The sequence below is a fragment of the Thetidibacter halocola genome, from assembly GCF_018224955.1.
GTDB lineage: Bacteria > Pseudomonadota > Alphaproteobacteria > Rhodobacterales > Rhodobacteraceae > Thetidibacter > Thetidibacter halocola.
Genome location: NZ_JAGTUU010000004.1, coordinates 368,915 through 394,799, shown reverse-complemented (window position 1 = coordinate 394,799; position 25,885 = coordinate 368,915). Strand labels below are relative to the sequence as shown.

32 protein-coding genes are annotated in these 25,885 nt (G+C 66.0%); 19 read left to right on the top strand and 13 right to left on the bottom strand.

The window, feature by feature from the left end; genetic code table 11:
• Positions 1 to 3 precede the first annotated feature (3 nt).
• The gene (locus KB874_RS11955; protein WP_212536771.1) at positions 4 to 261 is read right to left on the bottom strand and encodes an FAD assembly factor SdhE; all 258 of its coding nucleotides are present in this window, start codon (positions 259 to 261) and stop codon (positions 4 to 6) included.
• A 17-nt stretch (positions 262 to 278) separates the two neighbouring features.
• A complete protein-coding gene (locus tag KB874_RS11950) occupies positions 279 to 671 on the bottom strand; it encodes a helix-turn-helix domain-containing protein (RefSeq protein WP_212536770.1) in 393 nt (130 codons plus the stop codon).
• 85 nt (positions 672 to 756) lie between these two features.
• Between KB874_RS11950 and KB874_RS11945 the strand changes: the two genes are divergently transcribed.
• Entirely contained in the window at positions 757 to 1,959 is a 1,203-nt protein-coding gene (locus tag KB874_RS11945) for a pyridoxal phosphate-dependent aminotransferase (RefSeq protein WP_212536769.1), read from the top strand.
• A gap of 4 nt (positions 1,960 to 1,963) precedes the next feature.
• Positions 1,964 to 2,371 (top strand): hypothetical protein, encoded by a 408-nt coding sequence (locus KB874_RS11940; protein ID WP_212536768.1) that lies wholly within the window; start codon positions 1,964 to 1,966, stop codon positions 2,369 to 2,371.
• A 9-nt stretch (positions 2,372 to 2,380) separates the two neighbouring features.
• On the opposite strand, the gene KB874_RS11935 is transcribed toward KB874_RS11940, so the two are convergent.
• Positions 2,381 to 2,665 (bottom strand): hypothetical protein, encoded by a 285-nt coding sequence (locus tag KB874_RS11935; protein ID WP_212536767.1) that lies wholly within the window; start codon positions 2,663 to 2,665, stop codon positions 2,381 to 2,383.
• Between the two features lie 156 nt (positions 2,666 to 2,821).
• On the opposite strand from KB874_RS11935, the gene KB874_RS11930 reads away from it, so the two are divergent.
• The 4 genes from KB874_RS11930 to KB874_RS11915 all read left to right on the top strand — a co-directional run bounded on the left by KB874_RS11930 (position 2,822) and on the right by KB874_RS11915 (position 6,347).
• On the top strand, positions 2,822 to 3,130 hold the full coding sequence (locus KB874_RS11930; RefSeq protein WP_212536766.1) for a hypothetical protein: 309 nt from the start codon (positions 2,822 to 2,824) through the stop codon (positions 3,128 to 3,130).
• A gap of 75 nt (positions 3,131 to 3,205) precedes the next feature.
• Positions 3,206 to 3,997, top strand: coding sequence for an inositol monophosphatase family protein (locus KB874_RS11925; protein WP_212536765.1), 792 nt, complete (start codon positions 3,206 to 3,208; stop codon positions 3,995 to 3,997).
• A gap of 66 nt (positions 3,998 to 4,063) precedes the next feature.
• Positions 4,064 to 4,651, top strand: coding sequence for a thymidine kinase (locus KB874_RS11920; RefSeq protein WP_212536764.1), 588 nt, complete (start codon positions 4,064 to 4,066; stop codon positions 4,649 to 4,651).
• A 142-nt stretch (positions 4,652 to 4,793) separates the two neighbouring features.
• Positions 4,794 to 6,347 carry a DUF1963 domain-containing protein gene (locus tag KB874_RS11915; RefSeq protein WP_212536763.1) on the top strand — a complete coding sequence of 518 codons (1,554 nt, stop codon included), beginning with the start codon at positions 4,794 to 4,796 and terminating at the stop codon, positions 6,345 to 6,347.
• Here KB874_RS11915 and KB874_RS11910 read toward each other — a convergent pair.
• The 5 genes from KB874_RS11910 to pcaQ all read right to left on the bottom strand — a co-directional run bounded on the left by KB874_RS11910 (position 6,311) and on the right by pcaQ (position 10,289).
• Positions 6,311 to 7,429 (bottom strand): beta-ketoacyl-ACP synthase III, encoded by a 1,119-nt coding sequence (locus KB874_RS11910; RefSeq protein ID WP_212536762.1) that lies wholly within the window; start codon positions 7,427 to 7,429, stop codon positions 6,311 to 6,313. The genes KB874_RS11915 and KB874_RS11910 overlap by 37 nt on opposite strands.
• Positions 7,430 to 7,504: 75 nt before the next feature.
• The gene (locus KB874_RS11905; protein ID WP_212536761.1) at positions 7,505 to 7,843 is read right to left on the bottom strand and encodes a tRNA-binding protein; all 339 of its coding nucleotides are present in this window, start codon (positions 7,841 to 7,843) and stop codon (positions 7,505 to 7,507) included.
• Positions 7,836 to 8,651, bottom strand: coding sequence for a pyrroline-5-carboxylate reductase (gene proC / locus KB874_RS11900; RefSeq protein ID WP_212536760.1), 816 nt, complete (start codon positions 8,649 to 8,651; stop codon positions 7,836 to 7,838). Before proC ends, KB874_RS11905 begins: the two co-directional genes overlap by 8 nt.
• 33 nt (positions 8,652 to 8,684) lie before the next feature.
• A complete protein-coding gene (locus KB874_RS11895; protein ID WP_212536759.1) occupies positions 8,685 to 9,185 on the bottom strand; it encodes a type III secretion system chaperone family protein in 501 nt (166 codons plus the stop codon).
• 180 nt (positions 9,186 to 9,365) lie between these two features.
• Entirely contained in the window at positions 9,366 to 10,289 is a 924-nt protein-coding gene (pcaQ, locus tag KB874_RS11890; RefSeq protein ID WP_212536758.1) for a pca operon transcription factor PcaQ, read from the bottom strand.
• A 91-nt stretch (positions 10,290 to 10,380) separates the two neighbouring features.
• Here pcaQ and pobA point away from each other — a divergent pair, with 91 nt between their 5' ends.
• The 5 genes from pobA (at position 10,381) to KB874_RS11865 (ending at position 14,281) form a co-directional block, all read left to right on the top strand.
• Positions 10,381 to 11,559, top strand: a complete 1,179-nt coding sequence (gene pobA / locus KB874_RS11885; protein ID WP_212536757.1) for a 4-hydroxybenzoate 3-monooxygenase — start codon at positions 10,381 to 10,383, stop codon at positions 11,557 to 11,559.
• Between the two features lie 16 nt (positions 11,560 to 11,575).
• Positions 11,576 to 11,959 (top strand): 4-carboxymuconolactone decarboxylase, encoded by a 384-nt coding sequence (gene pcaC / locus KB874_RS11880; RefSeq protein ID WP_212536756.1) that lies wholly within the window; start codon positions 11,576 to 11,578, stop codon positions 11,957 to 11,959.
• Between the two features lie 44 nt (positions 11,960 to 12,003).
• Positions 12,004 to 12,726 (top strand): protocatechuate 3,4-dioxygenase subunit beta, encoded by a 723-nt coding sequence (pcaH, locus tag KB874_RS11875; RefSeq protein ID WP_212536755.1) that lies wholly within the window; start codon positions 12,004 to 12,006, stop codon positions 12,724 to 12,726.
• Entirely contained in the window at positions 12,726 to 13,313 is a 588-nt protein-coding gene (gene pcaG / locus KB874_RS11870; RefSeq protein WP_212536754.1) for a protocatechuate 3,4-dioxygenase subunit alpha, read from the top strand. Before pcaH ends, pcaG begins: the two co-directional genes overlap by 1 nt.
• A gap of 137 nt (positions 13,314 to 13,450) precedes the next feature.
• A complete protein-coding gene (locus KB874_RS11865; protein WP_212536753.1) occupies positions 13,451 to 14,281 on the top strand; it encodes a 3-oxoadipate:acetyl-CoA acetyltransferase in 831 nt (276 codons plus the stop codon).
• Positions 14,282 to 14,314: 33 nt separating this feature from the next.
• Here KB874_RS11865 and KB874_RS11860 read toward each other — a convergent pair whose 3' ends face one another.
• Together KB874_RS11860 and KB874_RS11855 are read right to left on the bottom strand one after the other, a co-directional pair.
• A complete protein-coding gene (locus tag KB874_RS11860) occupies positions 14,315 to 14,857 on the bottom strand; it encodes a DUF3859 domain-containing protein (RefSeq protein ID WP_212536752.1) in 543 nt (180 codons plus the stop codon).
• A 23-nt stretch (positions 14,858 to 14,880) separates the two neighbouring features.
• Positions 14,881 to 16,479 carry a phosphoenolpyruvate carboxykinase gene (locus tag KB874_RS11855; RefSeq protein WP_212536751.1) on the bottom strand — a complete coding sequence of 533 codons (1,599 nt, stop codon included), beginning with the start codon at positions 16,477 to 16,479 and terminating at the stop codon, positions 14,881 to 14,883.
• A 338-nt stretch (positions 16,480 to 16,817) separates the two neighbouring features.
• Between KB874_RS11855 and KB874_RS11850 the strand changes: the two genes are divergently transcribed.
• From KB874_RS11850 to KB874_RS11820, 7 genes are read left to right on the top strand one after another with little or no spacing between them, the layout of a single operon-like run.
• Positions 16,818 to 17,519: a response regulator transcription factor gene (locus KB874_RS11850; protein WP_212536750.1), complete on the top strand. Its 702-nt coding sequence runs from the start codon at positions 16,818 to 16,820 to the stop codon at positions 17,517 to 17,519.
• Positions 17,520 to 17,523: 4 nt separating this feature from the next.
• Positions 17,524 to 19,245, top strand: a complete 1,722-nt coding sequence (locus KB874_RS11845; protein ID WP_212536749.1) for a sensor histidine kinase — start codon at positions 17,524 to 17,526, stop codon at positions 19,243 to 19,245.
• 4 nt (positions 19,246 to 19,249) lie between these two features.
• Positions 19,250 to 19,684, top strand: coding sequence for an HPr kinase/phosphorylase (locus tag KB874_RS11840; protein ID WP_212536748.1), 435 nt, complete (start codon positions 19,250 to 19,252; stop codon positions 19,682 to 19,684).
• On the top strand, positions 19,681 to 20,610 hold the full coding sequence (gene rapZ / locus KB874_RS11835; protein ID WP_212536747.1) for an RNase adapter RapZ: 930 nt from the start codon (positions 19,681 to 19,683) through the stop codon (positions 20,608 to 20,610). The genes KB874_RS11840 and rapZ overlap by 4 nt, the downstream gene beginning before the upstream one ends.
• Entirely contained in the window at positions 20,607 to 21,005 is a 399-nt protein-coding gene (locus KB874_RS11830; RefSeq protein ID WP_212536746.1) for a PTS sugar transporter subunit IIA, read from the top strand. Before rapZ ends, KB874_RS11830 begins: the two co-directional genes overlap by 4 nt.
• Positions 21,006 to 21,037: 32 nt before the next feature.
• Positions 21,038 to 21,316, top strand: a complete 279-nt coding sequence (locus KB874_RS11825; RefSeq protein WP_212536745.1) for an HPr family phosphocarrier protein — start codon at positions 21,038 to 21,040, stop codon at positions 21,314 to 21,316.
• Between the two features lie 40 nt (positions 21,317 to 21,356).
• Positions 21,357 to 22,241 (top strand): lysophospholipid acyltransferase family protein, encoded by an 885-nt coding sequence (locus KB874_RS11820; RefSeq protein ID WP_212536744.1) that lies wholly within the window; start codon positions 21,357 to 21,359, stop codon positions 22,239 to 22,241.
• Between the two features lie 3 nt (positions 22,242 to 22,244).
• Here the strand turns inward: KB874_RS11820 and KB874_RS11815 are convergent, their stop codons facing one another.
• Positions 22,245 to 23,120 (bottom strand): 3-hydroxybutyryl-CoA dehydrogenase, encoded by an 876-nt coding sequence (locus KB874_RS11815; protein ID WP_212536743.1) that lies wholly within the window; start codon positions 23,118 to 23,120, stop codon positions 22,245 to 22,247.
• Positions 23,121 to 23,278: 158 nt separating this feature from the next.
• Here KB874_RS11815 and KB874_RS11810 point away from each other — a divergent pair, with 158 nt between their 5' ends.
• Entirely contained in the window at positions 23,279 to 24,118 is an 840-nt protein-coding gene (locus KB874_RS11810; protein ID WP_212536742.1) for a DUF6473 family protein, read from the top strand.
• A 52-nt stretch (positions 24,119 to 24,170) separates the two neighbouring features.
• Here KB874_RS11810 and KB874_RS11805 read toward each other — a convergent pair whose 3' ends face one another.
• Together KB874_RS11805 and KB874_RS11800 are read right to left on the bottom strand one after the other, a co-directional pair.
• On the bottom strand, positions 24,171 to 25,097 hold the full coding sequence (locus KB874_RS11805) for an electron transfer flavoprotein subunit alpha/FixB family protein (RefSeq protein ID WP_212536741.1): 927 nt from the start codon (positions 25,095 to 25,097) through the stop codon (positions 24,171 to 24,173).
• Positions 25,097 to 25,855 (bottom strand): electron transfer flavoprotein subunit beta/FixA family protein, encoded by a 759-nt coding sequence (locus KB874_RS11800; RefSeq protein WP_212536740.1) that lies wholly within the window; start codon positions 25,853 to 25,855, stop codon positions 25,097 to 25,099. Before KB874_RS11800 ends, KB874_RS11805 begins: the two co-directional genes overlap by 1 nt.
• Between the last annotated feature and the right edge of the window lie 30 nt (positions 25,856 to 25,885).

The following is a 25,885-nucleotide window of genomic DNA, read 5'->3' as shown; positions in this document are numbered from 1 at the left end:
CGGTCAGCCGTTCGCGGCGATCCGCGCAATGTCGGCGACCAGGGGCGCGTGCGTGTCCGGAGCGGGCGCCTGACCCGAGATCCACTGGTAAAGATCCTGGTCGTTCTCGGCCAGCAACGCCTCGTAGGCGTCGAGTTCCTGGCCGGTCATGTCGGGCAGCCGCGCCTCGGAATAGCGGATCAGCAGGATGTCCATTTCCTTGGTCCCCCGCCGCATCGAGCGCATGGCCAGCCGTTTCAGCCGGGTTTCGCGATCTTCCATCGTCTTCTCCTGCCGTTTCAGCCCTGCGCCCTGACTATCCCGCGCAACCGCTTTTCCAGACGCGACAACTTGTCCGAACTGGTTTGCAGGTGAGCGCGGATGCCGCGGATCTCCAGCAGGATCGACTGGATGTCGGGACTCGTCTCCTCTGCTTCCTCGGGTGCGGACAGACCTTCGCCTTCGCCTGTGATCAGCCAGCCCATCGAGACATTCAGCAGCCCCGACAGCATCGACAGCTTGTTGGCGCGCGGTTCTGCCGTGTCGTTTTCCCAGGATTGCAGCGATTTCAGCTTGATGCCCAGCCGTTTCGCCAGATCGTCCTGCGTCATGCCGGCGGCTTCGCGGGCGGCGGCCAGGCGGTCGCCGAAGGTGGCGATGTCGGGGCCATACCATTGGCTCGTGTCGGTCATGTCGTGATCCTCCCAGCGTGTGCTTGAACGGTTTTCGAGGGCAAACTATGACAGGCGGTGCCGGGTGACAAACAGGAGACGCGCCATGCCTTTTCTCTCTACTGCGCTGGACCGCGTGAAACCGTCGCCCACCGTGGCCGTCACGCAACTGGCGCGCGAGCTGGCCGCAGGCGGGCGCGACATCATCAGCCTCAGCGCCGGCGAGCCCGACTTTGACACGCCCGAGAACATCAAGGCTGCGGCGATTGCGGCAATCCAGGCGGGGAAAACGAAATACACTCCGCCCGACGGCATCGCCGAGTTGAAACAGGCGATCTGCGACAAGTTCCGGCGCGAGAACGGGCTGGAGTATCGCCCATCCGAGGTCAGCGTTTCGACCGGGGGCAAGCAGGTGCTGTACAACGCGCTGATGGCCACGCTGAACCCCGGCGACGAGGTGGTGATTCCTGCGCCCTACTGGGTCAGCTACCCGGATATCGTTCGCCTGGGCGGCGGCGAGCCGGTCATCGTCGAGGGCGAGCGGCAGCTGGGGTACAAGATCACGCCCGAGGCGCTGGAGGCGGCGATCACGCCGAAAACCAAGTGGTTCATCTTCAACTCGCCGTCGAACCCCACCGGCGCGGGCTATTCCGAGGCCGAATTGCGCGCGCTCACCGACGTTCTGATGCGGCACCCGCATGTCTGGGTGATGTCGGACGACATGTATGAACACCTTGCCTATGACGGGTTCCGCTTTGTCACGCCGGCGCAGGTCGAGCCGGGGCTGCATGACCGCACGCTGACGGTCAACGGGGTCAGCAAGGCCTACGCGATGACCGGCTGGCGGATCGGCTATGCGGCAGGCCCGGAACCGCTGATCGCCGCCATGCGCAAGCTGCAATCGCAATCCACGACGAACCCCTGTTCGATCAGCCAATGGGCGGCGGTCGAGGCTCTGAACGGTCCGCAGGATTTCCTTGCGACGCGCAACGACGCCTTCCTGCGGCGGCGCGACCTGGTGGTGGCGGGGCTGAACGCCTGCAAGGGCGTCGATTGCCCGGTGCCCGAGGGTGCCTTTTATGTCTATCCCTCGATCGCGGGCTGTATTGGCAAGACCAGCTCAGGCGGGCGGCGGATCGCCACGGACGAGGATTTCTGCACCGCGCTGCTCGAGGAACAGGGGGTCGCGGTGGTCTTTGGCGCGGCCTTTGGCCTGAGCCCGAACTTCCGCGTCAGCTATGCGGCGTCTGATACCGTGCTGGCGGATGCCTGCCGCCGCATCAAGGCCTTCTGCGACGGGTTGGAGTAGGGCGATGGCCGACCTGCCCGACTATTTCTTTCGCGTGCGGGACAATGGCGCGCTGGTCTTTCGCGTCGACACCGAGAACCGCAATCGCCGGATCGAGATGGAGCCCATCGCCGCGGTCAACCTCGCGCGGGACGAGGTCAAGGCGCAGGGCGGGCGCGACCTGACCAAGGCGGATCTTGTCGCGATCCGGGGCTGGATGGCCGAGCGGCAGGCCATCGCCGCGCTGCGCGAGATCGACGACATCCACCGGACCATCGACCAGCTCAATCGCGCCGCCCACTGGGCGCAGACACGGGCCGAGGACGTGCAACTGGACGAGGTGACTGATGCGCTGCTGATGGCGATGCACGACCTGCGCAGCGTCCTGGTGCGGCGCAAGGCCGAGCGGCTGGCGCGCGGCGAGGCGGACTAGGGCTCCGCGCTACGACAGGTCGGGACTGCCCAGCCGGGTCCTCGCGGCGCCCCGCAATTCCTGCACCAACTCGGGGTTCCCGGCCTCCCACGCCTTGAAGCCGCGATACGCCGCACGCCGCTGTTCGACCTGTTCCGCTCTGCCCTCGGGCGCAGGCGGCGCATCGGAAAAGCGCTGCTTGACGCTTTCGTAGAGCGCGACGCAGCCTTCGGCCTCGGCAGCGTCCAGCACGCGCCGGGCGGCGGTCTCGTCGCAGAGATAGTAGAGGCTGAGAAGCCGTAGCAGGTCGATCATGGTGGCGTTCCTTTGCGGCAGGCCCGGCCGCGAGGGTCGGACGGTGGCCTTTTCAAAGGGTAAACGCGCCGCACGGCGGGTCGCGCCCGGGAAGAAATTGACAGGCCTCACCGTGCTGGTAGCCTGATGTCAGCGACTAGCCCGAAGGGGGATGACATGACGATTGTCAGACTGTTTGCCGCAGCAACCGCTGTCACCCTGTCGGGCGGCGCCGCCCTGGCCTGGGGCGACATGTATGGGGGGGACGCGACGAACGACCCCAATTCGAATTTCCTCACGCATGAATACCGCGCCGCGAGCCATTGCCCGGCGGGATTGCAGCCGGTCTTCGCCGCTGGCGTGATTGCCTGCGGTGTGCCCAATGCCGGGCCTTACGTGGACCGGGCGGGCGGCAGCAGGGGCCATCGCCCGGCCGCGCCCGGCGCCCATGCCCCGGTGGGCGAAAAGGGCGTCGTCTATCGCTGACGGTCCTCCCCCTTGGCATTCCGGGTCAGTCCGCGTATAGGCGCGGCCTGACTTCCTATACATGCGGGGGCGGCCATGCAGGGCAGCGCGAATCTCAACATCATGATCAAGGCTGCCCGCAAGGCGGGTCGTTCTCTGGTCAAGGATTTCCGCGAGGTCGAGAACCTGCAGGTGTCGATGAAGGGCGCGGGCGATTTCGTCTCCAAGGCCGACCTCGAGGCTGAACGCATCCTGCGCGAGGAACTGCGTGGCGCACGCCCGACCTATGGTTGGCTGGGCGAGGAGACCGGCGAGGAAGCAGGCGAGGATCCGACCCGCCGCTGGATCGTCGATCCGCTCGATGGCACAACCAACTTCCTGCACGGCCTGCCGCATTTCGCCATCTCGATCGCGCTGGAACACAAGGGCCAGATCGTGGCGGGCGTCGTCTTTGACCCGGCCAAGGACGAGATGTTCTATTCCGAGAAGGGGCAGGGCGCGTGGATGAACGACTCGCGCCGCCTGCGCGTCTCGGGCCGCCGCCGCATGATCGAGGCGGTCTTTGCCACCGGCATTCCCTTTGCCGCCAAGCGCACGCTGCCCGCGACGCTCAAGGACCTGGCGCGCGTGATGCCGGAATGCGCAGGCGTCCGCCGCTTCGGTTCAGCCGCGCTGGACCTCGCCTATGTCGCCGCCGGCCGCTACGACGGCTACTGGGAGCGAGAGCTGAACCTGTGGGACATGGCCGCCGGCTGGCTGATCGCCAAGGAGGCCGGTGCGCTGGTCGAAGGCGTCCGGGCCGAGGCCGACCCGGCTGAAACCGGCTCCATCCTCTGTGCGAATGGCGAATTGTTCGGCCATCTCGCGGGCTTGATCCGCGCCGAGTGAAGGCCACCCCGGCACGCGGTGCCGCGTCACCTTGCCATGCCCGGCGGGCTGCGGCATCACACGGCCATGGCCAAGCTCTATTTCCACTACTCGACCATGAACGCGGGCAAGTCGACGCTGCTCTTGCAGGCGGCGCACAATTACAACGAACGCGGCATGGACACCTACCTGCTGACTGCCGCGCTGGATGACCGCGCCGGCAAGGGCAAGATCGGCTCGCGCATCGGGCTGGGCCGCGAGGCGGACACGTTCCGTCCCGGCGAGGACCTGTTCGCCAGGATCGCTGCCCGGCTGAAGGCGGGACCGGTGGCCTGCATTTTTGTCGACGAGGCGCAGTTCCTTGACCGCGACCAGGTCTGGCAACTGGCGCGGGTGGTTGACGACCTCGGCGTGCCGGTGATGGCCTACGGTCTGCGCGTCGATTTCCGTGGCGAATTGTTTCCCGGATCGGCCGCCTTGCTGGCGCTGGCCGATACGATGCGCGAGGTTCGCACGATCTGCCATTGTGGCCGCAAGGCGACGATGGTCGTTCGCCAGGATGCGCAGGGCCGGCCCCTGCGCGAAGGCGCCCAGGTGCAGATCGGCGGCAACGAGACCTATGTCAGCCTGTGCCGTCGCCACTGGCGCGAGGCCATGGGCGACCGTCCCGCCTGAGTTGCGCCGCCCGCTTGGTTTCGCCTCATCCTTGCCACGTTCATTCCCGAAAACGGCCAGACTGTTCGCCGATCCTCAACAATGGGATTGGATAGACAGGTGGGAGACACGAGCCATGGTTCTATTTGCGCGATCGACTTTCATGTTTGGCACGGCACTGCTGATCGCGGGGCTGCTGTGGCAAGCGGCGATTGCAAAGGGGTTTACGGAAGTCTCGCCGGCAGTGCTGGACAAGCCGTGGACTGCGCTGGCCGTCGCAATTCTGGGCTTTACGCTGCTTCGGCTTGGCCGGCGGATCGAGGCGGAAGAACGGGCATCAATCGAGTCCGCCGTTGCGGGCGACGAAGCGCAGACGGCCCGGTTCGGGATGAAGCCAAAGGACTTCCGCGACATGCTGCAAGAACTTTCTGCTTCTGCGCTGTCCGCGCGACAGTCGGAACCGGCGCCGAAACCCGCGCCCGAGGCGGCGCGTGTCGCCAAGCCGGTGGAGCCCGAAACGGTGCCCGAGGATGAAGAGGCCGAAGATGCCGATGCCCCGACCCGCGTCGTCATGGCGGCACTGGCCCGCATCCAGGCCGAGGCACGGAACCCGGCGCTTATGGCGGTGGGCCACACACGGTTCCGTGCCGTGCCGGGCCAGGTCGCCGGGCGCAGCTGGATCGGTGGATTGCCCTCGCTGCCCCATGGGGTCGACTGGCCACGCCTTGCGGGGTCGCCTGCGGCGTTCCTGGCGCAGATCGACCTGTCGGAACTGCAACCCGAGATCTGGGGTGGGCAAGGCCCGCGCACGGGCTGGCTGTCGGTCTTTGTAGGTGGTCCGCGCCTCGGCCGGATCGCTGTCCTGCACAACCGTCTCCAGGGCCGCCTGCGCCCCTTGCCGAAAGGCGCTCCCGACCTCTTCCCCGAGCGCGCGCCGGAGTGGCGGCTGTCCGCTTTGGTTGGTCCCGAGGCGCTGATCGCCCCGCGCTGGAGCCTCGAGGCGATGCGCGACGATGGCGACGCGGAACCCGTCGCGGCCCCGGCAGCCTTCCTCGAGGACGGCCGTCTGGACGAGCCCGCGCTCTATCCGTTCGACTGGGTCAGCGCCCTTGCGCTGCTTGACAGCCTGTCGCTCATGCTGCGCCGCCTGCTGAAGAAATGGGAGGCGGATGTCGCCCCGACGCTGGCGTCCGATGCTGCCAGCGCCGCCCGCGAGGCGCGGATGATGACGCTGGCGCGCCTGCGCCTGTTGTCCCGCCAGACCGAGGCACGGGCAGAAGGTGCGCCGTTCGACGAGGATGAGGCAGAGGTGCTGATGTCGCGCCTTGCCGAGCTGACGACCGAGGGCTGGGATGCCGGTCGCCCGGCACGTCTCCTGCTGTCGCTGCCGCTGTTCCGCGCCTACAAGCCCCTGGTCGAATTGCACGCGCGCCGCGTTCTGGCACAGGATCCCGAGGCGCTGCCGCGTATCCCGCGCCGCGCCTTGCTGCCGCACTGGCAGGCGCTGGCCGCGCAGCCTGCGCTGACCATGGGCGGCGAGGCACCGGCAGGGCAGGTGGCCTTGCTGACGGTCCGCGGCGGTGGCCTGACCGGCTGGCAACTGGGCCCGCGCAACGTGCTGACCGTCACCTTGCCGCAAGACGCGCTGGAGCGCGGCGATTTTTCGGCGGCGAGGGTGGCTCAGCCGCGCTCGACCAGCACCGAGCCCACCGAGTAGCCTGCCCCGAAGGAACAGATCACGCCCCTGTCACCGGGGGCGAGATCGTTCGAGTGCAGCGAAAAGGCGATGATCGACCCGGCGGACGAGGTATTGGCGTAGTCCTGCAGGATGTTGGGCTGTTCGCCCGGTCCGGGATCGCGGCCCAGCACCTTGCGCCCGATGAAGTCGTTCATCGTCTTGTTGGCCTGGTGCAGCCACAGCCGCTTGAGGTCGTCGGCGCGCCAGCCGGCATCCTCCATGTGCCCCAGGATATGGGCCGATACCATCGGCAGCACTTCCTTGAACACCTTGCGCCCGTTCTGCATGAACTGCATGTCGCGGCGGTCGTCCATCTGGTCATGCGCGCGGCGCAGGAAACCGTTGTTGTTGCGGATGTTGTTCGAGAACTCTGTGGCGCAGCGGGTGCCGTGGATGACGAAATGCGCGCCTTTCGCCTGTCCCGCGTCCTCGATCAGCACGGCGGTGCAGACATCGCCGAAGATGAAATGGCAATCCCGGTCGCGCCATTCCAGATGCCCCGAGCAGATCTCGGGGCAGACCACCAGCGCGCGCCTTACGCTTCCTGCGCGCACCATGTCCGCTGCCGCCTGGATGCCGAACGTGGCCGAGGAACAGGCCACGTTCATGTCGAAGGCAAAGCCGCCCGCGCCGATCAGCTTCTGGATCTCGATGGCGATGGCAGGATAGGCGCGTTCGTGGTTCGAGGCGGCGCAGATCACCAGGTCGACCTCCGAGCCCTCGCGCCCCGCCACGGCCAGCGCCCTGGTGCAGGCGTCCAGCGCCATTTCGGCCATGATCGAGGGCGTGTCGTCAGGCCGCGCGGGCAGGCGCGGATACATGCGCGCCGGGTCCAGCACGCCGGATTTGTCCATCACGTGTCGACGCTCGATCCCCGAGGCCGAGAGGATGAAGCCGCTGCTGGAATGGGCCATGGGCTCGATCTCGCCGGCGGCGATCTCTCCGGCGTTCTCGGCGTTCCAGCGGTCGGCATAGGCGTTGAAGGCCACCACCAACTCGTCATTGGTGATGATCTCTTGCGGCGTGAACACGCCGTGGCCTGTGATGGCGGGCTGGGTCATGGGGATCCTCCGGTTTCCGAAAGCCAAGCCCGATCGGTGCAGCAAGGTCAAGCTGGACGGTCGGTTGACGCCCCGTCAGTGCATCCGGCCGCCGTTCGGCACCGGGTGGTCCGGCGACAGCAGAACGATTGCGCCGCTCGCGTCGCTGACGCCCAGCACGAGGATTTCAGACAGGAATTTGCCGATCTGGCGGGGCGGAAAGTTGACCACGGCCATCACTTGCCGGCCGACCAGGGTTTCGGGATCGTAATGCACCGTGATCTGGGCAGAGCTTTTCTTGACGCCCAGGTCACCGCCGAAATCCACCCAGAGCTTGATCGCGGGCTTGCGCGCCTCGGGGTAGGGTTCGGCGCGGATCACCGTGCCGGCGCGGATGTCGACGGCCAGGAAATCGTCATAGGCGATCTCAGCCATCGGCTAGTTCCTTCGAGCGGCAGGTTGCCGCGGCGACGGTGTCGCGGATCAGCGGGGGCAGGCCCTTGTCCTGGTCCATCAGCACGGCCAGCCCGGCCTGCGTCGTGCCATTGGGCGAGGTGACGTTGACGCGCAGTTGCGTCGGGTCTTCCTTGGCCTGCATCGCCAGCGCGCCTGCGCCCGCGACGGTCGCCTTTGCCAGCTGCATCGCGAGGTGGGGTGCCAGGCCCTGCGCCTCTCCGGCTGCGGCGAGGCATTCGATCAGGTGAAAGACATAGGCCGGGCCCGAGCCGCTGAGGCCCGTGACCGCGTCCATCTGGCTTTCGCTGTCGAGGTGCACGACCTCGCCCACTGCGGCCAGCAGCGCCTCGGCCATGGCCGTCTGTTCGGTGGTCACGTGATCGTTCCCGATGATGGCACTGATGCCCCGGCCCACGGCGGCAGGGGTGTTTGGCATGGCACGGACGATCGGAGTCCGGTCGCCCAGCGTCTCTGCCAGCGTCGCCAGCGTCGTGCCCGCCGCGATCGAGACGAACAGCGTGTCGCGATTGCCCAGCGCCTGGAGCCCGGGCAGCGCCTCGCCCATCATCTGCGGCTTGACCGCGACGATGACCACCGCCGGGTTCGGCGGCAGCGCGGCGTTGAGATGCGTGTGCTGGTTGATGACCCAGTCCGAGGGTTTTGGGTCGATGACCCAGACCGAGGACTCGGGCAGGCCGCGGGCAAGCCAGCCCTCGAGCATCGCCGATCCCATCTTGCCGCAGCCCAGAAGGACAAGGCCGCGATGCGCCAGTTCGGAATGTTCCATGGTTTTCCCCCGCCTGTTCGACGGGGGCAAGGTTTACGCGCGGCCGTAAGCCTCTGCAATGGCGACCTGCAACGCCTGTGCGGCGGTCTGGTCGGTCCAGCTCATCAGCTGGAAGGCCGGATAGTAGCGTTCCGCCGACAGCACGGCGGCGGTGATCATCGTATCGATCTGTTCCGGCGAGGCGACATTGCCGCCCGCCAGCACCAGGCCGTAGCGGTAGACCATCAGCTTGTGCTGCGCCCAATAGCTGAAGGCGCCTGCCCAGCACTGGTCGTTGACCAGGTTCAGACCCTCGTAGAGCACGTCCATGCGGTCCTCGGGCGGGTCGAACTCGAACGTGCAGATCATCCGCAGCGTCTCGTCAAAGCCCGACCATGCCAGGGTGATCGAATAGGTGCGCCATTGTCCCTGAACCGCCATGGCGATCTGGTCGTCTCCGACGCGATCGAATTCCCAGTCGTTGTGCTCGGCGATGTGCTCGACGATGTCGATCGGGTGCAGATCTTCGGTCAGGAATTGCTCGGACAGGGCCATGCCGCCACCTCTTTGGTTATTGCGCCGGGGTCGGCAAAGACCCCAAGCGCTTGCTGCCTGCTCAAGGGTCTGGGGCGTCCCCAGAGGCCCTTACCAGATATGGTGCATGGGGCACAGGGTCTGTGTAAAGCGAAATCTCGGTGACACCCACATTAAGTTGTGGATGAAGCGCGGGCAGCGTCAGGATATGGGCAGGTCTGCGACCGCGCCCTGCAACGTCCGGACAAAGACCTGCTGGCTGCGCGATGGGGCACTGTCGGGCCGCGTCATCAGCCCGACCGGCCCGGCTGTCAAGTCGAGGTCCAGCGGCAGGGCGCAAAGCCGCCCCTCTGCCAGGTCCGGCGCAACGACCCCTTCGGAGATGAACCAAAGCGCGTCGCTGTCGCGCACATGGACTCGCCCGAACGCGCCCGAGACGCAGTCGATCCGATCGGCGAAGGGCGACAGGCCCTGCGCCAGGCACCAGCGGTCGAGGAAAGGCCGGATCGCCGCATCCTCGGGCGGATAGATCACCGGCCAGTCGGCCAGCCCCTCTGCCACCGGCGTTCCCCGCTTCAGCAGCGGGTGCCCCGGGCGCACGACGCAGATCACCCGCTCGACATAGAGCAGGGTAAAGGACAGGCCCTGCATCACCTTTGGCGCCCCCATCCGCCCGATCACCATGTCCAGCGCCCCGTCGCGCAGCGCGTCGGTCAGCGCGCCATGGGTGCCGTCGCGCAGCGTCAGGCGGGTTTCCGGCGACAGGCGGCGGAAACCCGCGATGGCGCGCGGCAGCAACCGGGCCGAGACGCTGGGCAGCGCGCCGATCGACAGCGTCTCGGCTCCGGCGGTGCGCAGCGCCTCGATCCCCGCCACGCCCCGGCGCAGCGCGGCCAGGCTCTGCCCGGCGAATTCGAGGAACACCTCGCCCTCGGGCGTCAGGCGCACGCCGCCACGGTCACGGTCCATCAGCCGGGCGCCGAGGGTTTCCTCGAGTTCCTTCAGCGTCTTGGACAGGGCGGGCTGCGTCAGCGCCAGCGCATCGCAGGCGGCCTTCAAACTGCCCTGCCGCGCGATGGCGGAAAAGGCCTCGATATGGCGCAGCTTGATCCGGCGATCCAGCATTCACTTTCCCTTTTCGATAAGAAATAGGCCTGAAATGTCATTTTACATGCCGGATGGCTTTAGTATCTACTGGTTTTTGAGGGAGGACGACATGCGGACACAGGTTTGCATCATCGGTGGCGGTCCGGCGGGCCTGTTGCTGGGCCAGTTGTGCCATCGGGCAGGCATCGACGCCATCGTGCTCGAACGCCGCTCGCGCGAGCACGTGCTGAGCCGTATCCGGGCCGGTGTGCTGGAGCAGGGGCTGCTGCGCCTGCTGGACGAAGCCGGGGTGCCGACGCGCATGGACCGGCTGGGCTATCCGCATGACGGCACGGTGATGAGCTTTGCCGAGGGCGAGGTGCGCATCGACTTCAAGGCGCATACCGGCACATCCGTCATGGTTTACGGCCAGACCGAGGTGACGCGCGACCTGTATGACGCACGCGACGCCTGCGGCGCGCCCACCCTGCACGAGGTCGACGAGGTCGAGATCGTCAATGCCGGATTCGACGACGCGCGCGGCTGCACGGTCCGTTTCACCCATGAAGGCACGCGCAAGCAGATCGCCTGCGACTACATCGCCGGCTGCGACGGGTTCCACGGCCCCAGCCGCCACGCGATCCCGGCCGACAAGCGGCGCGAGTTCGAGCGGGTCTATCCGTTCGGCTGGCTCGGCATCCTGTCGGAAACGCCGCCCGTGCACCACGAACTGATCTACGCCAATTCCGAGCGCGGCTTTGCCCTCTGCTCGATGCGCAACGAAAGGCTCAGCCGCTACTATGTGCAATGCCCGATGACCGACCGGGTCGAGGACTGGTCGGATGAGATGTTCTGGGACGAGCTGCGCCGCCGCATCCCCTCGCGCCATGCCGACGCGCTGGAGACCGGCCCCTCGATCGAGAAAAGCATCGCGCCGCTCCGCTCCTTTGTCTGCGAGCCGATGCAGTATGGCCGCCTGTTCCTGGCCGGAGATGCCGCCCATATCGTGCCGCCGACCGGCGCCAAGGGGCTGAACACGGCGGCCAGCGACGTGCATTACCTGTTCCAGGGGCTGAAGGCCCGCTACCAGCACGGCGACGCCGCCGCGCTGCACGCCTACTCGGAAACCGCGCTGAAACGGGTCTGGAAGACGCAGCGCTTCAGTTGGTGGATGACCAAGCTGCTGCACCAGTTCCCCGACACTGACGATTACGAACGCCGCCTGCAAGTGGCCGAGATCGAGCATCTCGCCACCATCCCCGAGGCGCAGGCGACGCTGGCCATCAACTACGTGGGTCTGCCATATTGACGCCGAAAGGGACGCCATGACCAACCGTTACGACACCGGCATGCAGGTCCGGCGCCGCGTCCTTGGCGATGCGCATGTAGACCGCGCCGAGGCCGCAAGGACATCCGAGGACACGCCCTTCCAGACGCTCATCACCGAGGCGGCCTGGGGCACGGTCTGGGCCTCTGACGGGATCAGCGACCGCGAACGCTCGATGCTGACGCTGGCGCTGCTGGCGGCGCTGGGCAATTTCGAGGAGATCCCGATGCATATCCGCGCCTGCGCCCGCACCGGCGCCTCGCGCGTCGACGTGATGGAGGCGTTCCAGCACGTCGCCATCTATGCCGGCGTGCCGCGCGCCAACCACGCGATCAAGCTGGCCAAGCAGACCTGGGCCGAGCTTGACAAGGACACGAACTGACCTGGAAACGCGCCGCTTTCGGGCAAGAGGAGACCGGACCGACCATGACGAAGATCAACGGATACACGGCGCGCGACAGGGCATGGCACCCGCCTGCGCTGACGCCGCTTTACAAGACCTCGGTGGCGCGCAGCCCGCGCTTTGCGCCGCTGGGTTTCGCCACCTCGCTGTCCGAGGAAACCGGGCCGGTCTTCGGCCATGACATCCTCGGGCCGCGCGACAACGACCTGATCCACAACTTCACCGGCGAATCCGCCATCGGACCCCGCATCATCGTGCAGGGCCGGGTGATCGACGAGGTCGGCCGCCCGATGCCGCACACGCTGGTCGAGGTCTGGCAGGCAAATGCCGGCGGCCGCTACCGCCACAAGAAAGAGGGCTATCTCGCGCCGCTCGACCCCAATTTCGGCGGCTGCGGGCGCTGCATCACCGACGAGAACGGCTTCTACGAGTTCCGCACGGTGAAACCCGGCCCCTATCCCTGGCCCAACGGCGCAGATGACTGGCGCCCGGCGCATATCCATTTCTCGGTCTTCGGCCACAGCTTTGCGCAGCGCCTGATCTCGCAACTGTATTTCGAGGGCGACCCGATGATCTGGCAATGCCCCATCGTCGGCACCATTCCGACGCGGGAAGGCATCGAAAGCCTCGTCGCGAAACTCGACCGGCAGAACTCGGTCCCCATGGACGCGCTCTGCTACCAGTTTGACATCGTGCTGCGCGGCCGCCGCCAGACCATGTTCGAAAACCGCATGGAGGGCTTGTGATGAAACGCTTCAACGAAAGCCCGTCGCAGACGGCGGGGCCTTATGTCCATATCGGCTGCACGCCCAATTTCAGCGGCATCCACGGCATCTATCCCGAAGACCTTGGCACCTCGCTGTTCAAGGGAGAGCCGAAGGGCAAGCGGATCACCATCACCGGGGCGGTGATCGACGGCGCGGGCAACACGCTCAAGGATGCGATGGTCGAGATCTGGCAGGCCGATGCCGAGGGGCGGTTCGCGGGCCGCGGCGGCGATCCGGCCTTTACGGGCTGGGGCCGCAGCCCGGGCGACATGACGACCGGCGAATTCACCTTCGAAACGGTCAAGCCGGGCCGCGTCGCCTGGCCCGACGGCCGCCTCCAGGCGCCGCATGTCACCTTCTGGATCGTGGCGCGAGGCATCAACCTGGGCCTGCATACCAGGATGTATTTCGCCGACGAGGAAGCCGCCAATGTCGAGGACCCGATCCTGTCGCGGGTCGAGCACCGGCAGAGGATAAAGACCCTGCTGGCCCAGCCGGCCGAAGGCGGCTACCGTTTCGACATCCGCCTGCAAGGCGAGGACGAGACGATCTTCTTCGACATCTGAGACCATCTACCGCCGGGGCCGCGCACCGGTCCCGGCTTCATCTTGCCCGTAAACTCCGGGGCGCCCGAATGGGCGGGGGCAGAGCCCCCTCGCCACCAGCCAGCAGCGCGCCCCGCGCAGTCCACAGGAAACCGACCATGACCAAACCCTGCATCATCTGCGTCGCGATCACCGGTTCGGTGCCGCAGAAATCCGACAACCCGGCCGTGCCGATCACGGTCGAAGAACAGGTGGAAAGCACGCAGGAGGCCTTCGAGGCCGGGGCCACCATAGCGCATTGCCACGTGCGCAACGACGACGGCTCCACCACCTCGGACCCGGAACGCTTCGGCCGCCTCGTCGAAGGGCTGAAGAGACATTGCCCCGGCATGATCATCCAGCTGTCGACCGGCGGGCGGTCGGGGGCGGGTCAGGCGCGGGGTGGCATGCTGCCGCTGCGGCCCGACATGGCGTCTCTGTCGGTCGGTTCGAACAACTTCCCCACCCGGGTCTACGAGAACCCGCCGGACCTGGTCGACTGGCTGGCCTCGGAGATGCGCAACTACGTGATCAAGCCCGAGATCGAGGCCTTCGACCTCAGCCACATCTTCAAGGCCGCCGAGATGAACCGCGACGGGCGGATTCCGGGCAGGCTCTATGTCCAATTCGTGATGGGCGTGAAGAATGCCATGCCCTGCGACCGGGACGTGTTCGACTATTACATCCGCACGGTGCAGCGCCTTGCGCCCGAGGCCGAATGGTGCGCCGCGGGGATCGGGCGGCATCAGGTCGAAGTCAACGAGTGGTGCATCGCTGCGGGCGGGCACACACGCACGGGGCTGGAGGACAACGTGCGTTGGGACAAGGACCGCCTCGCGCCGTCGAACGCCGCACTGGTGAAACGCGCGGTGGACCTGTGCGAGAAATACGAACGCCCCGTGGCGACATGGCAGGAGGCCCGCAAGATCCTCGACCTGCGCCCGGCCTGAGCCGGTCGGGACGGAACCCCGTCCTGCGTCCCGTCAGGACATCGGCATCGTGCCGAAACAGACCCGTTCCACGGCGGGCACGGGGATACCGTTCAGCACGGTAAAGCGCTGCTCGACCAGCACGGTTTCGCCGTCCGTCAGGCGAAAGGCCCAGGCGCCCGGCACGCGTTCATACTCGTGCTCGAAGGTGAACAGGTTGAGGCTGGCCTCGCCGGGGTAAAGCGTCACGTCCCAGGCCTGCGACGTGACGCCCCGCGCACCCATCGGCGGGTGCAGCACCTCGAGCCGCGCCAGCACCGCATCCTCGCCGCCGACCGTGGCGCGAATACCGAAACTCAGGCCTGGCACCGCTGGCACGACATCGGTGACCACGTCGAAGGCGCGCTCGCCGTCGATCATGTTCATCTGCCCGCTCTCCGTCTCGGGCGCCTCGCGCCGGCCGGTGATCTCGACCTCGCAGATCACGCCGTGGGCCACGGTCATGCCGCCCTGCGCCCAGGACGCGCCCGCCAGCCCGATCAGCGCCGCCGCAAAAAGGCAGACACCCCCGCCCGCCTGAGCGGAAGGGGGTGCCAAAGCCGGGTGCCGGAAAGGGCGCATCAGCCGATGGCCGCGGCTTTCACGTCGTCATCGATGTACGGGACATACTGGGCGAAATTGTCTGCGAACATGCCGACCAGCTTTGCCGCCTGCGCGTCATAAGCCGCCTTGTCGTCCCAGGTCTTGCGCGGGTCGAGCAGCATGTCGGGAACACCCTCGACATGGACCGGAACCTCGAAGCCGAAACTGGCGTCCTTGCGATACTCGACATCGGCCAGCTTGCCGGACAGCGCGGCGCTCAGCAGCGCGCGGGTCGCCTTGATCGGCATCCGCGAACCTGTGCCATAGGCGCCACCGGTCCAGCCGGTGTTGACCAGCCAGCAGGTCGCGCCGTGCTTGGCGATCTTCTCGCGCAGCAGGTTGCCGTAGACCTCGGGGCGGCGCGGCATGAAGGGTGCGCCAAAGCAGGTCGAGAAGGTGGGCTGCGGTTCGGTCACGCCGCGCTCGGTTCCGGCGACCTTGGCGGTGAAGCCCGACAGGAAGTGATACATCGCCTGCGCCGGAGTCAGCCGCGCGATCGGCGGCAGCACACCAAAGGCATCGCAGGTCAGCATGATGATGTTCTTCGGATGGCCGCCCAGTGCCGTGGTCGATGCGTTCGAGATGTAGTTCAGCGGATAGGCGCAGCGCATGTTCGCCGTCAGGCTGTCATCGTCGAAATCGAGATCGAAGGTCTCGGGGTCGTAGACCATGTTCTCGATCACGGTCGCGAACATCTCTGTCGTGGCGTAGATCTCGGGCTCGGCCTCGCGCGACAGGTTGATTGTCTTGGCATAGCAGCCACCCTCGAAGTTGAAGGTTCCGCGATCCGACCAGCCGTGCTCGTCGTCGCCGATCAGCACGCGCTCGGGGTCTGCGGACAGGGTGGTCTTGCCGGTGCCCGACAGGCCGAAGAACACGGCCGTGTCCACCGGGTTGCCCTTGGCGTGGTTGGCCGAGCAGTGCATCGGCATGATGCCCTTTTCCGGCAGCAGGTAGTTCAGCAGGGTAAAGACCGACTTCTTGTTCTCGCCGGCATACTCGGTGTTGGCGATCAGGATCAGCTTGCGGTCGAAGTTCATGCTGATCACGGTCTCGGACCGGCAGTTATGCTTTGCGGGATCGGCCTTGAAGCTCGGGCAGTTGATGATCGTCCAGTCGGCGGTGAAACTGTCCAGGTCCTCGCGGTCGGGACGGCGCAGCATGTGGCGGATGAACAGGTTGTGCCAGGCCAGTTCCGACACGACACGCACGTCGATGGCGTTCGCGGGGTCGGCGCCACCGACGAGGTCCTGCACGAAATAGTCCTTGCCCTTCATGTGCTCGAGCATGTCGGCATACAGCGCTTCAAAGCCCTCGGGGCTCTGCGGGGCGTTGTTTTCCCACCAGATCTTGTCGACGACGCTGTCGGTCTTGACGATGTGCTTGTCCTTGGGCGACCGGCCGGTGAACTTGCCCGTCGTCACGAGGAAGGCGCCGCCCTTGCCCAGGTTGCCTTCGCCTCGTTTCAGCGCGGCCTCGATCAGCGCCGGCTCCATGAGATTGTAATAGACATTGCCCAGCCCTTCGATCCCCTGATCCTCAAGCCGGAATTGCGGGTTGACCCGTCCGAATGCCATCGTGGTTGCTCCTGTCGCTCGCGCTGTTAGCGAAATCAAATTGCGGCGCCAACCGCACCGGTGAAACTTCCCTTAACATGACGCATTCCGGCGTGAACAGTCGCCTTTGACCGAGTTAGCGCAACCAAATCCGGTTTAGCGTTAACCCCGGCGGAAGCTGGCCGGGTCCCGGACAATCCTTCGTATCGCTGGTGAGGCTTTTTAGCCATTCCTTTGCCAAATTCGCGTCCCATCGGAGACGGAAGGGGCCTGATTCGCAGTTTGGGATTGCTGTAAAGCGAAAAATCTCCATACTGAGCGAAAAAATCAGGCAACCAGAGCAGTATAAGGACAACCCAATGTCGAAAATCGCCCTTGTGGACGATGACAGGAACATCCTGACATCCGTGTCGATGACCCTCGAGGCAGAGGGGTTCGAGGTCGAAACCTACAATGACGGGCAGGCCGCCCTCGATGCGTTCAACAAGAAGATGCCGGACATGGCCGTGTTCGACATCAAGATGCCGCGCATGGACGGCATGGACCTGTTGCAGCGCGTGCGCCAGAAATCCCGCATGCCCGTGATCTTCCTGACGTCCAAGGACGACGAGATCGACGAGGTGCTTGGCCTGCGCATGGGGGCGGACGACTACGTCAAGAAGCCCTTCAGCCAGCGCCTGCTGGTGGAACGCATCCGCGCCCTGCTGCGCCGGCAGGAGGCCGTGTCGGGCGACATCGTCGGCGACACCGAAGAAACCAAGCTGATGACGCGCGGATCGCTGACGATGGATCCGCTGCGCCACGCGGTCAGCTGGAGGGGCGCCGACGTGTCGCTGACCGTGACGGAATTCCTGCTGCTCCAGGCGCTGGCCCAGCGTCCGGGCTTCGTCAAGTCGCGCGACCAGTTGATGGACGTCGCCTATGACGACCAGGTCTATGTCGACGACCGCACCATCGACAGCCACATCAAGCGCCTGCGCAAGAAGATGCGCTCGGTCGATCCGGAGTTCTCGGCGATCGAGACGCTCTACGGCATCGGGTATCGCTACAACGAAGAGTAGCATCATGGCTCTGGCCGAACGGATAGGCATGGACGACGACCAGGTCGATCGCCGTGACGCCGATGTTGTCCTGGGTGACGATTGGGTTGCCCCGGACAGCACGGTTGAAAAGGAATTGCGCGACAGCCGCGAGCGGCGCTCGCTGTTCTCGCTCAACCGTTCGCCGCTGACCCGCAAGATCATCACCTTCAACCTCGTCGCGCTGAACATCCTCGCGGCGGGGATCCTTTGGTTGAACTCGTCACGCGACACCCTGGCCGTGCAAAAGGCGAACGCCATGCAGGCCGAGGTCGAACTGATCGCCGACATCTTCGAGGCACAGCTGCCGCCGGGGGCGCCGGTGTCGCTGGGAACCGTCCAGGGAGTCGATGTGCCGGCGACCGTGGCCGGCATCGACCTGCGCCAGGGTGCGCAGCTGATGGTCTTCGACAGCGCCCGCTTTCTGGTGGGCGAGGCGGCCGGCGCGCTCAGCCCCATCGCCTCCACGACGCGCGAGGACGAGAAGCCCACGCTGATCTCGGATTTCCTGAACACCGCCTGGCAGAGCGTGGCGGGCCTGTTCACCTATTTCTCGGCCGAACCCGAATTGCTGCTGGAAGACAAGTTGCGCCGGATGATCGAGACCGGCAACCCGGCCCTGACACGGGTCGAGGCCGGGCGCGGCATTGACGGGCAGGCGCTGTATCACGCGTTCAGCCCGATCCTTCAGGGCGACCGCATCGTGGGCACCGTCGCACTGATCTCGACCGCGGCCGAGATCGACGCTGCCGTCGCCGCTGACCGGGAAAGCGTGTTGCAGATGTTCGTCATCGCCACGCTGGTCTCCATCGGGCTCAGCCTGGTGCTGGCCTCGACCATCGCCAATCCGATTTCCGACCTCGCAAACGCGGCCGAGATCGGCCGCGACCGGAACAAGAAGAACCGCACCCCCGGCCGCATCCGCATCCCCGACCTGACCGCACGGCCCGACGAGATCGGGCGCCTGTCGGGCGCGCTGCGTGGCATGGTCGGCGCGCTGTATGACCGGATCGACAGCAACGAACAGTTCGCCGCTGACGTCGCGCACGAGATCAAGAACCCGCTGGCCTCGCTGAGGTCGGCCGTGGGCTCGATGCGCATGGTCAAGAAGGACGAGCACCGGCAGAAGCTGCTGGACGTGATCGAGCATGACGTGCGCCGGCTGGATCGCCTCGTGTCCGACATTTCCAACGCCTCGCGCCTTGATTCCGAACTGGTCAAGGAAGAGGAGCAGGAGTTCAACCTGCTCGAGATGCTGGGCAACCTGACAGAGTTCCTGGGCCAGGACGCGCGGTCCAAGGGGATCGAGTTCATTACTGACCTGCCGCCGCGCCCGATCCCGATCAACGGGCTGGAACCGCGGCTGGCGCAGGTCTTCGTCAACCTCATCACCAACGCCATCAGCTTTTGCGAGGATGGTGACGCGATCCGCGTCTGGGCCCGGCGCCGCGACAACCGCGTGCTGGTCGTGGTCGAGGATACCGGCCCCGGTATCCCCGAGGAGGCGTTGCAGAAGATCTTCAAGCGGTTCTACACCTCGCGCCCGCAATCGGATTTCGGCAACAACTCGGGCCTGGGCCTGGCGATCTCGAAACAGATCGTCGAGGCGCATGGCGGCGTCATCTGGGCCGAGAACATCCGCCCGACAGAGGCGGATGTGACCTCGGAACCGCTGGGCGCGCGCTTTGTCGTGGGCTTGCCGATCTGACCCCATGTCCAGCGCTGTCCCGTCCCTCCTGCACGCCACCTCCGTCGCGGTGGAAGGACGGGGCCTGCTGATCCGGGGCGCCTCGGGCACCGGCAAGTCCGCCCTCGCGATGGAACTGATCGCCCTGGGCGCCCGCCTGGTCGCCGACGACCGGACCGAGCTGCACCGCCGTGGCGATACCGTCATGTTGCGTTGCCCGCAGGCCATATCGGGACTGATCGAGGCGCGCGGCATCGGCATTCTGCGCGTCGGGCCCGTCTCGGACGTGCCGCTTTGCGCCATCGTCGATCTCGACGCGGTCGAGACGGAACGCCTGCCCCCGGAGCGTCATGCGGAATGCCTGGGCCTGTCCTTCCCTTTGCTTCACAAGGTTGACGCCCCCTATTTCACCGCAGGAATTCTGACCTATATGCGGCAAGAAATGTGGGAAGGGCCATGACACTCGAAGACGATCAGGCGCAGCGCGTCGTTCTGGTGACAGGCCCCTCGGGGGCCGGGCGCTCGACCGCGATCAATGTGCTTGAGGATCTGGGATACGAGGCGATAGACAACATCCCGCTGTCGCTGATCCCCCGCCTGCTCGACGGTCCGCCGGACCCCGCGCAACCGCTGGCGCTGGGCATGGATGTGCGCAACCGCGATTTCAGCGCGGTGGGCCTGCTGGAACTCCATGCCTCGCTGGCGGCGCGCCCAGGACTGTCGGTGGACCTGCTCTACCTCGACTGCCAGCCCGAGGTGCTGGAACGCCGCTATTCCGAGACCCGCCGCCGCCATCCGCTGGCGCCGGACGAGGCGCCCGGAGACGGCATTGCGCGGGAAATGGCGCTGCTCGAGAATGTCCGCCTGTGCGCCGACGTCCTGATCGACACGACGGAGCTGACAGTGCACGATTTGCGCGCCGAGGTCGACCGCTGGTTCGCGGGCCGGACAGGGCGGCGCATGGCCGTATCGGTACACTCGTTTTCCTACAAGCGCGGTCTGCCGCAGGGGCTGGACATCGCGCTGGATTGCCGCTTTCTGCGCAACCCGCACTGGCAGCCCGACCTGCGGCCGCTGACAGGCCTCGACCCCTCAGTCGCCGACAACGTGGCAGGAGACCCCCGCCACGGCCCTTTCCTGGATCACGTCCTGGGTCTGATCCGCTTCGTTCTTCCGGAAGCTGAACGCGAAGGGAAGGCTCATCTTTCGGTTGGGTTCGGCTGCACCGGTGGCCGTCATCGCTCGGTTTCGGTGGCCGAAAACGTGGCGGTGACCCTTGCGGCGGAGGGTTGGCCAGTGTCAATTAGACATCGGGAGCTCGAGCGGATGGGCAGCGTCCCGCGCCGCGGAACCGAGCCCAAAGAACCCGGAAAGGCGTCTGAGTGATCGGGATCGTGATCGTCGCACATGGAGGACTGGCCCGGGAATACCTCGCGGCCGTCGAACATGTCGTCGGGCATCAGCCGGGGATGAAGGCGATCGCGATCGAGGCCGATTGCGACCGCAGCCGGAAACAGGCTGAAATCTGTGACGCGGCGGACGCGGTCGACATGGGTGACGGTGTGATCATCGTGACCGACATGTTCGGCGGATCGCCGTCGAACCTCAGCCTGATGGCGTGCCAGCCGGACAACCGCCGCATTCTCTATGGCGCCAACCTGCCGCTGCTGATCAAACTGGCCAAGAGCCGCCAGCTGAGCGTGCCCGAGGCGGTCCGTTCGGCGCTGGAGGCAGGGCGCAAGTATATCGACAGCCAGAACATCGTTCCCGATGGGACTTGAACTCCGGCGCGCCGCGCCGCAAAAGATCGTGCATGACTGAAACTGTCCAACGCGTCCTGAAGATCGTGAACGAAAAGGGGCTGCATGCCCGGGCTTCCGCCAAGCTGGTCGAGGTCGTGGAAGGTTTCGACGCGCGGGCCGAGGTCAGCCGGGACGGCATGTCGGCCAGTGGCGACAGCATCATGGGCCTTTTGATGTTGGCAGCCGCAAAAGGAACCTCTATCAAGGTTCAGACCTCCGGACCGGATGCGCAGGCGCTGGCCGATGCCATCGAGGCACTTGTCGCCGATCGGTTCGGGGAAGAGTGCTGACCGGGACAAGGGCCCGGCGATTGTGACGGGGCGCAACGGAATGGTGGAAGGCAGCTATCCGACGACCGCCGGACGCAAGGCGCCTGTCGCGCCGCCCTCGAACGCGCCCTACGACAAGCGCCAGATCAGCTACGCAAATACCTTCACCAACCCGTGGAAAGCCAACACCATCCGGGCGATGGAATGGCTGACGGGCAAGATCCCGCTGTTGCGCATGGTCCGCCGGTTCGAGCGCATGGGCCCGGCCGAGGGGCAGGCCTTCTGGACGCAGGCGCTGGACATCATGGGGATCGACCTGCTGACCCCGGCCGAGCAGATCGCCCACATTCCCGCGACCGGCCCGGTGATCGTGGTGGCGAACCATCCGCATGGCCTCGTCGATGGCATGGTCCTGGCCCGGCTGATCGGCCAGGTGCGCACGGATTACAAGATCCTGACCCGCTCGCTGCTGACCGGGGTGAAGGAGATCGAGGAGTTCATGATCCCGGTCCCCTTCCCGCACGAGGATGACGCGCGCGAGCAGAGCCTCGAAATGCGCGCCCGTGCCATGACCCATCTGAAACAGGGCGGCGTCATCGTGCTGTTCCCCTCGGGCGTGGTGGCCAATGCCGCGACCTGGTTCGGCCCGGCGATCGAAGCGGGCTGGAACCCGTTCACCGCCAAGATGATCCAGCGCTCGGGCGCGACGGTGGTTCCGATCTTTTTCCCGGGCCAGAACAGCCGCGCCTACCAGATCGCGAACAAGGTCTCGCCGACGATCCGGCAAGGCCTGCTGATCCACGAGGTCGTGCATGCCTGCAACCGGCCGCAGAAACCGGTGGTCGGCACGCCGATCCACCCAGACGAGATCCGTAGTTTTGCCGGCGGCCAGCGCGAATTCGTTTCCTGGCTGCGGGATCTGACCCTGGGCCTGAAAGAGGACTGACGCCTAGCGTGTCGGCACCGGAACCTCGCCCCGGTAATCGTAGAAGCCGCGCTGTGTCTTGCGGCCCAGCCAGCCGGCCTCGACATACTTGGTCAGCAGCGGGCAGGGGCGGTATTTCGTATCCGCCAGCCCCTCATGCAGCACGTTCATGATGGCCAGGCAGGTGTCCAGCCCGATGAAATCCGCCAGTTCGAGCGGTCCCATCGGATGGTTCGCGCCCAGCTTCATCGACTGGTCGATCGAGTTCACGTTGCCCACGCCTTCGTACAGCGTATAGACCGCCTCGTTGATCATCGGCATCAGGATGCGGTTAACGATGAAGGCGGGAAAGTCTTCGGCGCTGGCGGCGGTCTTGCCCAGCCGTTCGACCACGCTCAGGCAGCTTTCATAGGTGTCCTTGTCGGTCGCGATGCCGCGGATCAGCTCGACCAACTGCATCACCGGCACCGGGTTCATGAAATGAAAACCCATGAAGCGTTCGGGCCGGTCGGTGCGGCTGGCCAGACGGGTGATCGAGATCGACGAGGTGTTCGAGGTCAGGATCGTTTCGGGCTTGAGATCGGGCAGCAGCGCCTCGAAGATCTTGTGCTTGACCTCTTCGCGTTCGGTCGCGGCCTCGATCACCAGGTCGGTCTGGGCCACGTCCCGGAGGGAAAGGGAGGTGCGGATGCGGGCGAGGGCGGTGTCACGCTCGGCGGCGCTGATCTTTTCGCGGCTCACCTGGCGGTCGAGGTTCCTGGTGATCAGCGCCAGCGCTTTGTCCAGCGCGCCTTGGTCGATATCGTTCAGACAGACCTCGTAGCCGGCCAGCGCCATGACGTGCGCGATCCCGTTGCCCATCTGCCCGGCGCCAACCACGCCAACCGATCTGATCTCCATCCTGCGCCTTCCCCTGGTCCGCGTCGCGGCAACCATAGGCCCGGCGTCGGGCGGGCCGCAAGGGCAGGTCGCTAAACTTCTCGGCAAACTGAAGCTTTAGCTGTTCCTCAATGATTTGGACCGATTCTTGTCGAGGGTGAGACGAATGGGGGAATGACATGGCATTCCAGCGAAGGGCCGGTGACGGCCTCAATTACCAGCATTGCCGATACGGCAGTTCGCGCGTCCTGTTCCGCGGGCCGTCGCCGGATCTGACGCAGGACTACATTACTTTTCTGGGCGGCACCGAGACCTATGGCCGCTTCATCCCGACGCCGTTCCCGGCGCTGCTGCAAGGGCGGGTCGCCCCGGGCTGTGTGAATTTCGGCCTGACGAATGCGGGACTGGATCTGTTCCTGAACGACGCCGACGTCCTGGGAATCGCGGCGCAGGCTCGGGTGCGGATCCTGCAGATCCTCGGCGCGCAGAACATGTCGAACCGCTTCTACCAGGTGCATCCCCGGCGCAACGACCGCTTCCTGCGGGCGTCCGACCGGCTGTGCCAGCTGTATCCCGAGGTCGACTTTACCGAATTCCACTTCATTCGCCACATGCTTGGCCACCTGGCTCAATTGTCTCAGGAGCGTTACGGTCAGGTCGTCGCCGAATTGCGCACCGCCTGGGTGGCGCGGATGCGGCACATTCTGATGGTTCTCGAGGCGCCCGTGGTGCTGTTGTGGTTTGCCGACCACGCCCCGCCGGACCACGAGGTTCCCGACCTGCGGCACGACCCGCTGTTCATCACCCGGGCCATGCTCGACGCGGTGCGGCCGCATGCCGCCGACCTGGTCGAGGTGCCCTGTTCCGACCAGGCTCTATGCGACGGCACGCAGGGCATGGTCTTTGCCGAGAACGAGGCCGAGGCGGCGGCGTTGCTCCTGGGGCCGCGCGCCCACCATGAGGCGGCAGAGGCGCTCTTGCCTGTGCTGCGCCCCCATCTGCGCCGCGACGCCGCATGAAAAGGGCCCGCCCCTTTCAGGGCGGGCCCGATGGCGCGCAATGGCGCGACGCTCAGAGCTTGTCGGTCAGTTCCGGCACGGCCTGGAACAGGTCGGCGACTAGGCCATAATCGGCCACCTGAAAGATCGGCGCCTCTTCGTCCTTGTTGATCGCGACGATGACCTTGCTGTCCTTCATGCCCGCCAGGTGCTGGATCGCGCCCGAGATGCCGACGGCGATATACAGGTCCGGCGCCACGACCTTGCCGGTCTGGCCGACCTGCCAGTCGTTCGGGGCAAAGCCCGAGTCGACGGCGGCGCGGGACGCACCCACGGCGGCGCCCAGCTTGTCCGCCAGCTTCTCGATCAGCGCGAAATCGTCTTCCGAACCCACGCCGCGACCGCCCGAGACGACGATCTTGGCCGAGGTCAGTTCGGGACGGTCGCTTTCGGCCACCTTGTCCTCGACCCATTCGCTCAGGCCCGTGGAGGCAGTGGTGCCGACCGCCTCGACCGGGGCGGCATTGCCTGCGCCTGCCGCCTCGAAGGCCGAGGTGCGCACCGACAGGACCTTGACCGTGTCGCCGGATTTCACCGTCTGGATCGCGTTGCCGGCGTAGATCGGGCGCTCGAACGTGTCGGCGTCGACCACGGCGGTCACGTCGGTCAGAACCATCACGTCCAGCAGCGCGGCGACGCGCGGCAGGATGTTCTTGGCGTCGGTGGTCGCAGGCGCCACGATGTGGCTGTAGGTGCCCGCCATGCCCACGACCAACTCTGCCACCGGCTCGGCCAGCATGTGGCAAAAGCCGTGATCACCGGCGAACAGAACCTTGGACACGCCTTGCAGCGTCGCGGCCTCGGCCGCCGCCGCATCGCCACCTTGGCCGGCGACCAGCACATGCACCTCGCCCAGCGGCGCCACAGCCGTCAGGGTCTTGGCCACGGCGTCGGTCGCCAGTGCGCCCCCCGCGACCTCCGCCAAAAGAAGAACCGCCATCACACAACCCCCTTCTCTTTGAGTTTCGCCACCAGCTCGTCCACAGAGCCCACCTTGATCCCCGCCGCGCGCGTCGCCGGTTCCGAGGTCTTGACCACGGTCAGCCGCGGCGCGACATCGACGCCGAGGTCGGCGGCGGTCTGCTCGACCAGCGGCTTCTTCTTGGCCTTCATGATGTTCGGCAACGTGGCATAGCGCGGTTCGTTCAGGCGCAGGTCGGCAGAGATTACCGCCGGCATCTTGACCTTCACCGTCTGAAGGCCGCCATCCACCTCGCGCGTGACCACGGCGTGGTCGCCGTCGACATCGACCTTGTTGGCGAACGTCGCTTGGCTCCAGCCCAGCAGCGCCGCCAGCATCTGGCCGGTGGCGTTCATGTCGTTGTCGATCGCCTGCTTGCCGCAGAGCACGAGACCCGGCTGCTCGTCTGCGACGACCTTGGCAAGAATCTTGGCCACGGCCAGCGGTTCGATGTCCTGGTGCACGTCGTCGGCGGCGACGATCAGGATGGCGCGGTCGGCGCCCATCGCCAGCGCGGTGCGCAGGGTTTCCTGCGCTTGCTTGACGCCGATCGAGACGGCGATGACTTCATCCGCCTTGCCGGCTTCCTTCAGGCGGATCGCCTCCTCGACGGCGATTTCGTCGAACGGGTTCATCGACATCTTGACGTTGGCGAGATCGACACCGCTTCCGTCCGCCTTCACGCGAACCTTCACGTTGTAATCGATCACGCGTTTGACAGGCACCAAAACCTTCATCGGCGTTCCTTCCCTTCAGATGCGCGCGGG

Coding starts and splice junctions, on each gene's coding strand:
- KB874_RS11955 (WP_212536771.1), bottom strand. CDS start 261: ATGGAAGATCGCGAAACCCGGCTGAAACGGCTGGCCATGCGCTCGATG.
- KB874_RS11950 (WP_212536770.1), bottom strand. CDS start 671: ATGACCGACACGAGCCAATGGTATGGCCCCGACATCGCCACCTTCGGC.
- KB874_RS11945 (WP_212536769.1), top strand. CDS start 757: ATGCCTTTTCTCTCTACTGCGCTGGACCGCGTGAAACCGTCGCCCACC.
- KB874_RS11940 (WP_212536768.1), top strand. CDS start 1,964: ATGGCCGACCTGCCCGACTATTTCTTTCGCGTGCGGGACAATGGCGCG.
- KB874_RS11935 (WP_212536767.1), bottom strand. CDS start 2,665: ATGATCGACCTGCTACGGCTTCTCAGCCTCTACTATCTCTGCGACGAG.
- KB874_RS11930 (WP_212536766.1), top strand. CDS start 2,822: ATGACGATTGTCAGACTGTTTGCCGCAGCAACCGCTGTCACCCTGTCG.
- KB874_RS11925 (WP_212536765.1), top strand. CDS start 3,206: ATGCAGGGCAGCGCGAATCTCAACATCATGATCAAGGCTGCCCGCAAG.
- KB874_RS11920 (WP_212536764.1), top strand. CDS start 4,064: ATGGCCAAGCTCTATTTCCACTACTCGACCATGAACGCGGGCAAGTCG.
- KB874_RS11915 (WP_212536763.1), top strand. CDS start 4,794: ATGTTTGGCACGGCACTGCTGATCGCGGGGCTGCTGTGGCAAGCGGCG.
- KB874_RS11910 (WP_212536762.1), bottom strand. CDS start 7,429: ATGACCCAGCCCGCCATCACAGGCCACGGCGTGTTCACGCCGCAAGAG.
- KB874_RS11905 (WP_212536761.1), bottom strand. CDS start 7,843: ATGGCTGAGATCGCCTATGACGATTTCCTGGCCGTCGACATCCGCGCC.
- proC (WP_212536760.1), bottom strand. CDS start 8,651: ATGGAACATTCCGAACTGGCGCATCGCGGCCTTGTCCTTCTGGGCTGC.
- KB874_RS11895 (WP_212536759.1), bottom strand. CDS start 9,185: ATGGCCCTGTCCGAGCAATTCCTGACCGAAGATCTGCACCCGATCGAC.
- pcaQ (WP_212536758.1), bottom strand. CDS start 10,289: ATGCTGGATCGCCGGATCAAGCTGCGCCATATCGAGGCCTTTTCCGCC.
- pobA (WP_212536757.1), top strand. CDS start 10,381: ATGCGGACACAGGTTTGCATCATCGGTGGCGGTCCGGCGGGCCTGTTG.
- pcaC (WP_212536756.1), top strand. CDS start 11,576: ATGACCAACCGTTACGACACCGGCATGCAGGTCCGGCGCCGCGTCCTT.
- pcaH (WP_212536755.1), top strand. CDS start 12,004: ATGACGAAGATCAACGGATACACGGCGCGCGACAGGGCATGGCACCCG.
- pcaG (WP_212536754.1), top strand. CDS start 12,726: ATGAAACGCTTCAACGAAAGCCCGTCGCAGACGGCGGGGCCTTATGTC.
- KB874_RS11865 (WP_212536753.1), top strand. CDS start 13,451: ATGACCAAACCCTGCATCATCTGCGTCGCGATCACCGGTTCGGTGCCG.
- KB874_RS11855 (WP_212536751.1), bottom strand. CDS start 16,479: ATGGCATTCGGACGGGTCAACCCGCAATTCCGGCTTGAGGATCAGGGG.
- KB874_RS11850 (WP_212536750.1), top strand. CDS start 16,818: ATGTCGAAAATCGCCCTTGTGGACGATGACAGGAACATCCTGACATCC.
- KB874_RS11845 (WP_212536749.1), top strand. CDS start 17,524: ATGGCTCTGGCCGAACGGATAGGCATGGACGACGACCAGGTCGATCGC.
- KB874_RS11840 (WP_212536748.1), top strand. CDS start 19,250: ATGTCCAGCGCTGTCCCGTCCCTCCTGCACGCCACCTCCGTCGCGGTG.
- rapZ (WP_212536747.1), top strand. CDS start 19,681: ATGACACTCGAAGACGATCAGGCGCAGCGCGTCGTTCTGGTGACAGGC.
- KB874_RS11825 (WP_212536745.1), top strand. CDS start 21,038: ATGACTGAAACTGTCCAACGCGTCCTGAAGATCGTGAACGAAAAGGGG.
- KB874_RS11820 (WP_212536744.1), top strand. CDS start 21,357: ATGGTGGAAGGCAGCTATCCGACGACCGCCGGACGCAAGGCGCCTGTC.
- KB874_RS11815 (WP_212536743.1), bottom strand. CDS start 23,120: ATGGAGATCAGATCGGTTGGCGTGGTTGGCGCCGGGCAGATGGGCAAC.
- KB874_RS11810 (WP_212536742.1), top strand. CDS start 23,279: ATGGCATTCCAGCGAAGGGCCGGTGACGGCCTCAATTACCAGCATTGC.
- KB874_RS11805 (WP_212536741.1), bottom strand. CDS start 25,097: ATGGCGGTTCTTCTTTTGGCGGAGGTCGCGGGGGGCGCACTGGCGACC.
- KB874_RS11800 (WP_212536740.1), bottom strand. CDS start 25,855: ATGAAGGTTTTGGTGCCTGTCAAACGCGTGATCGATTACAACGTGAAG.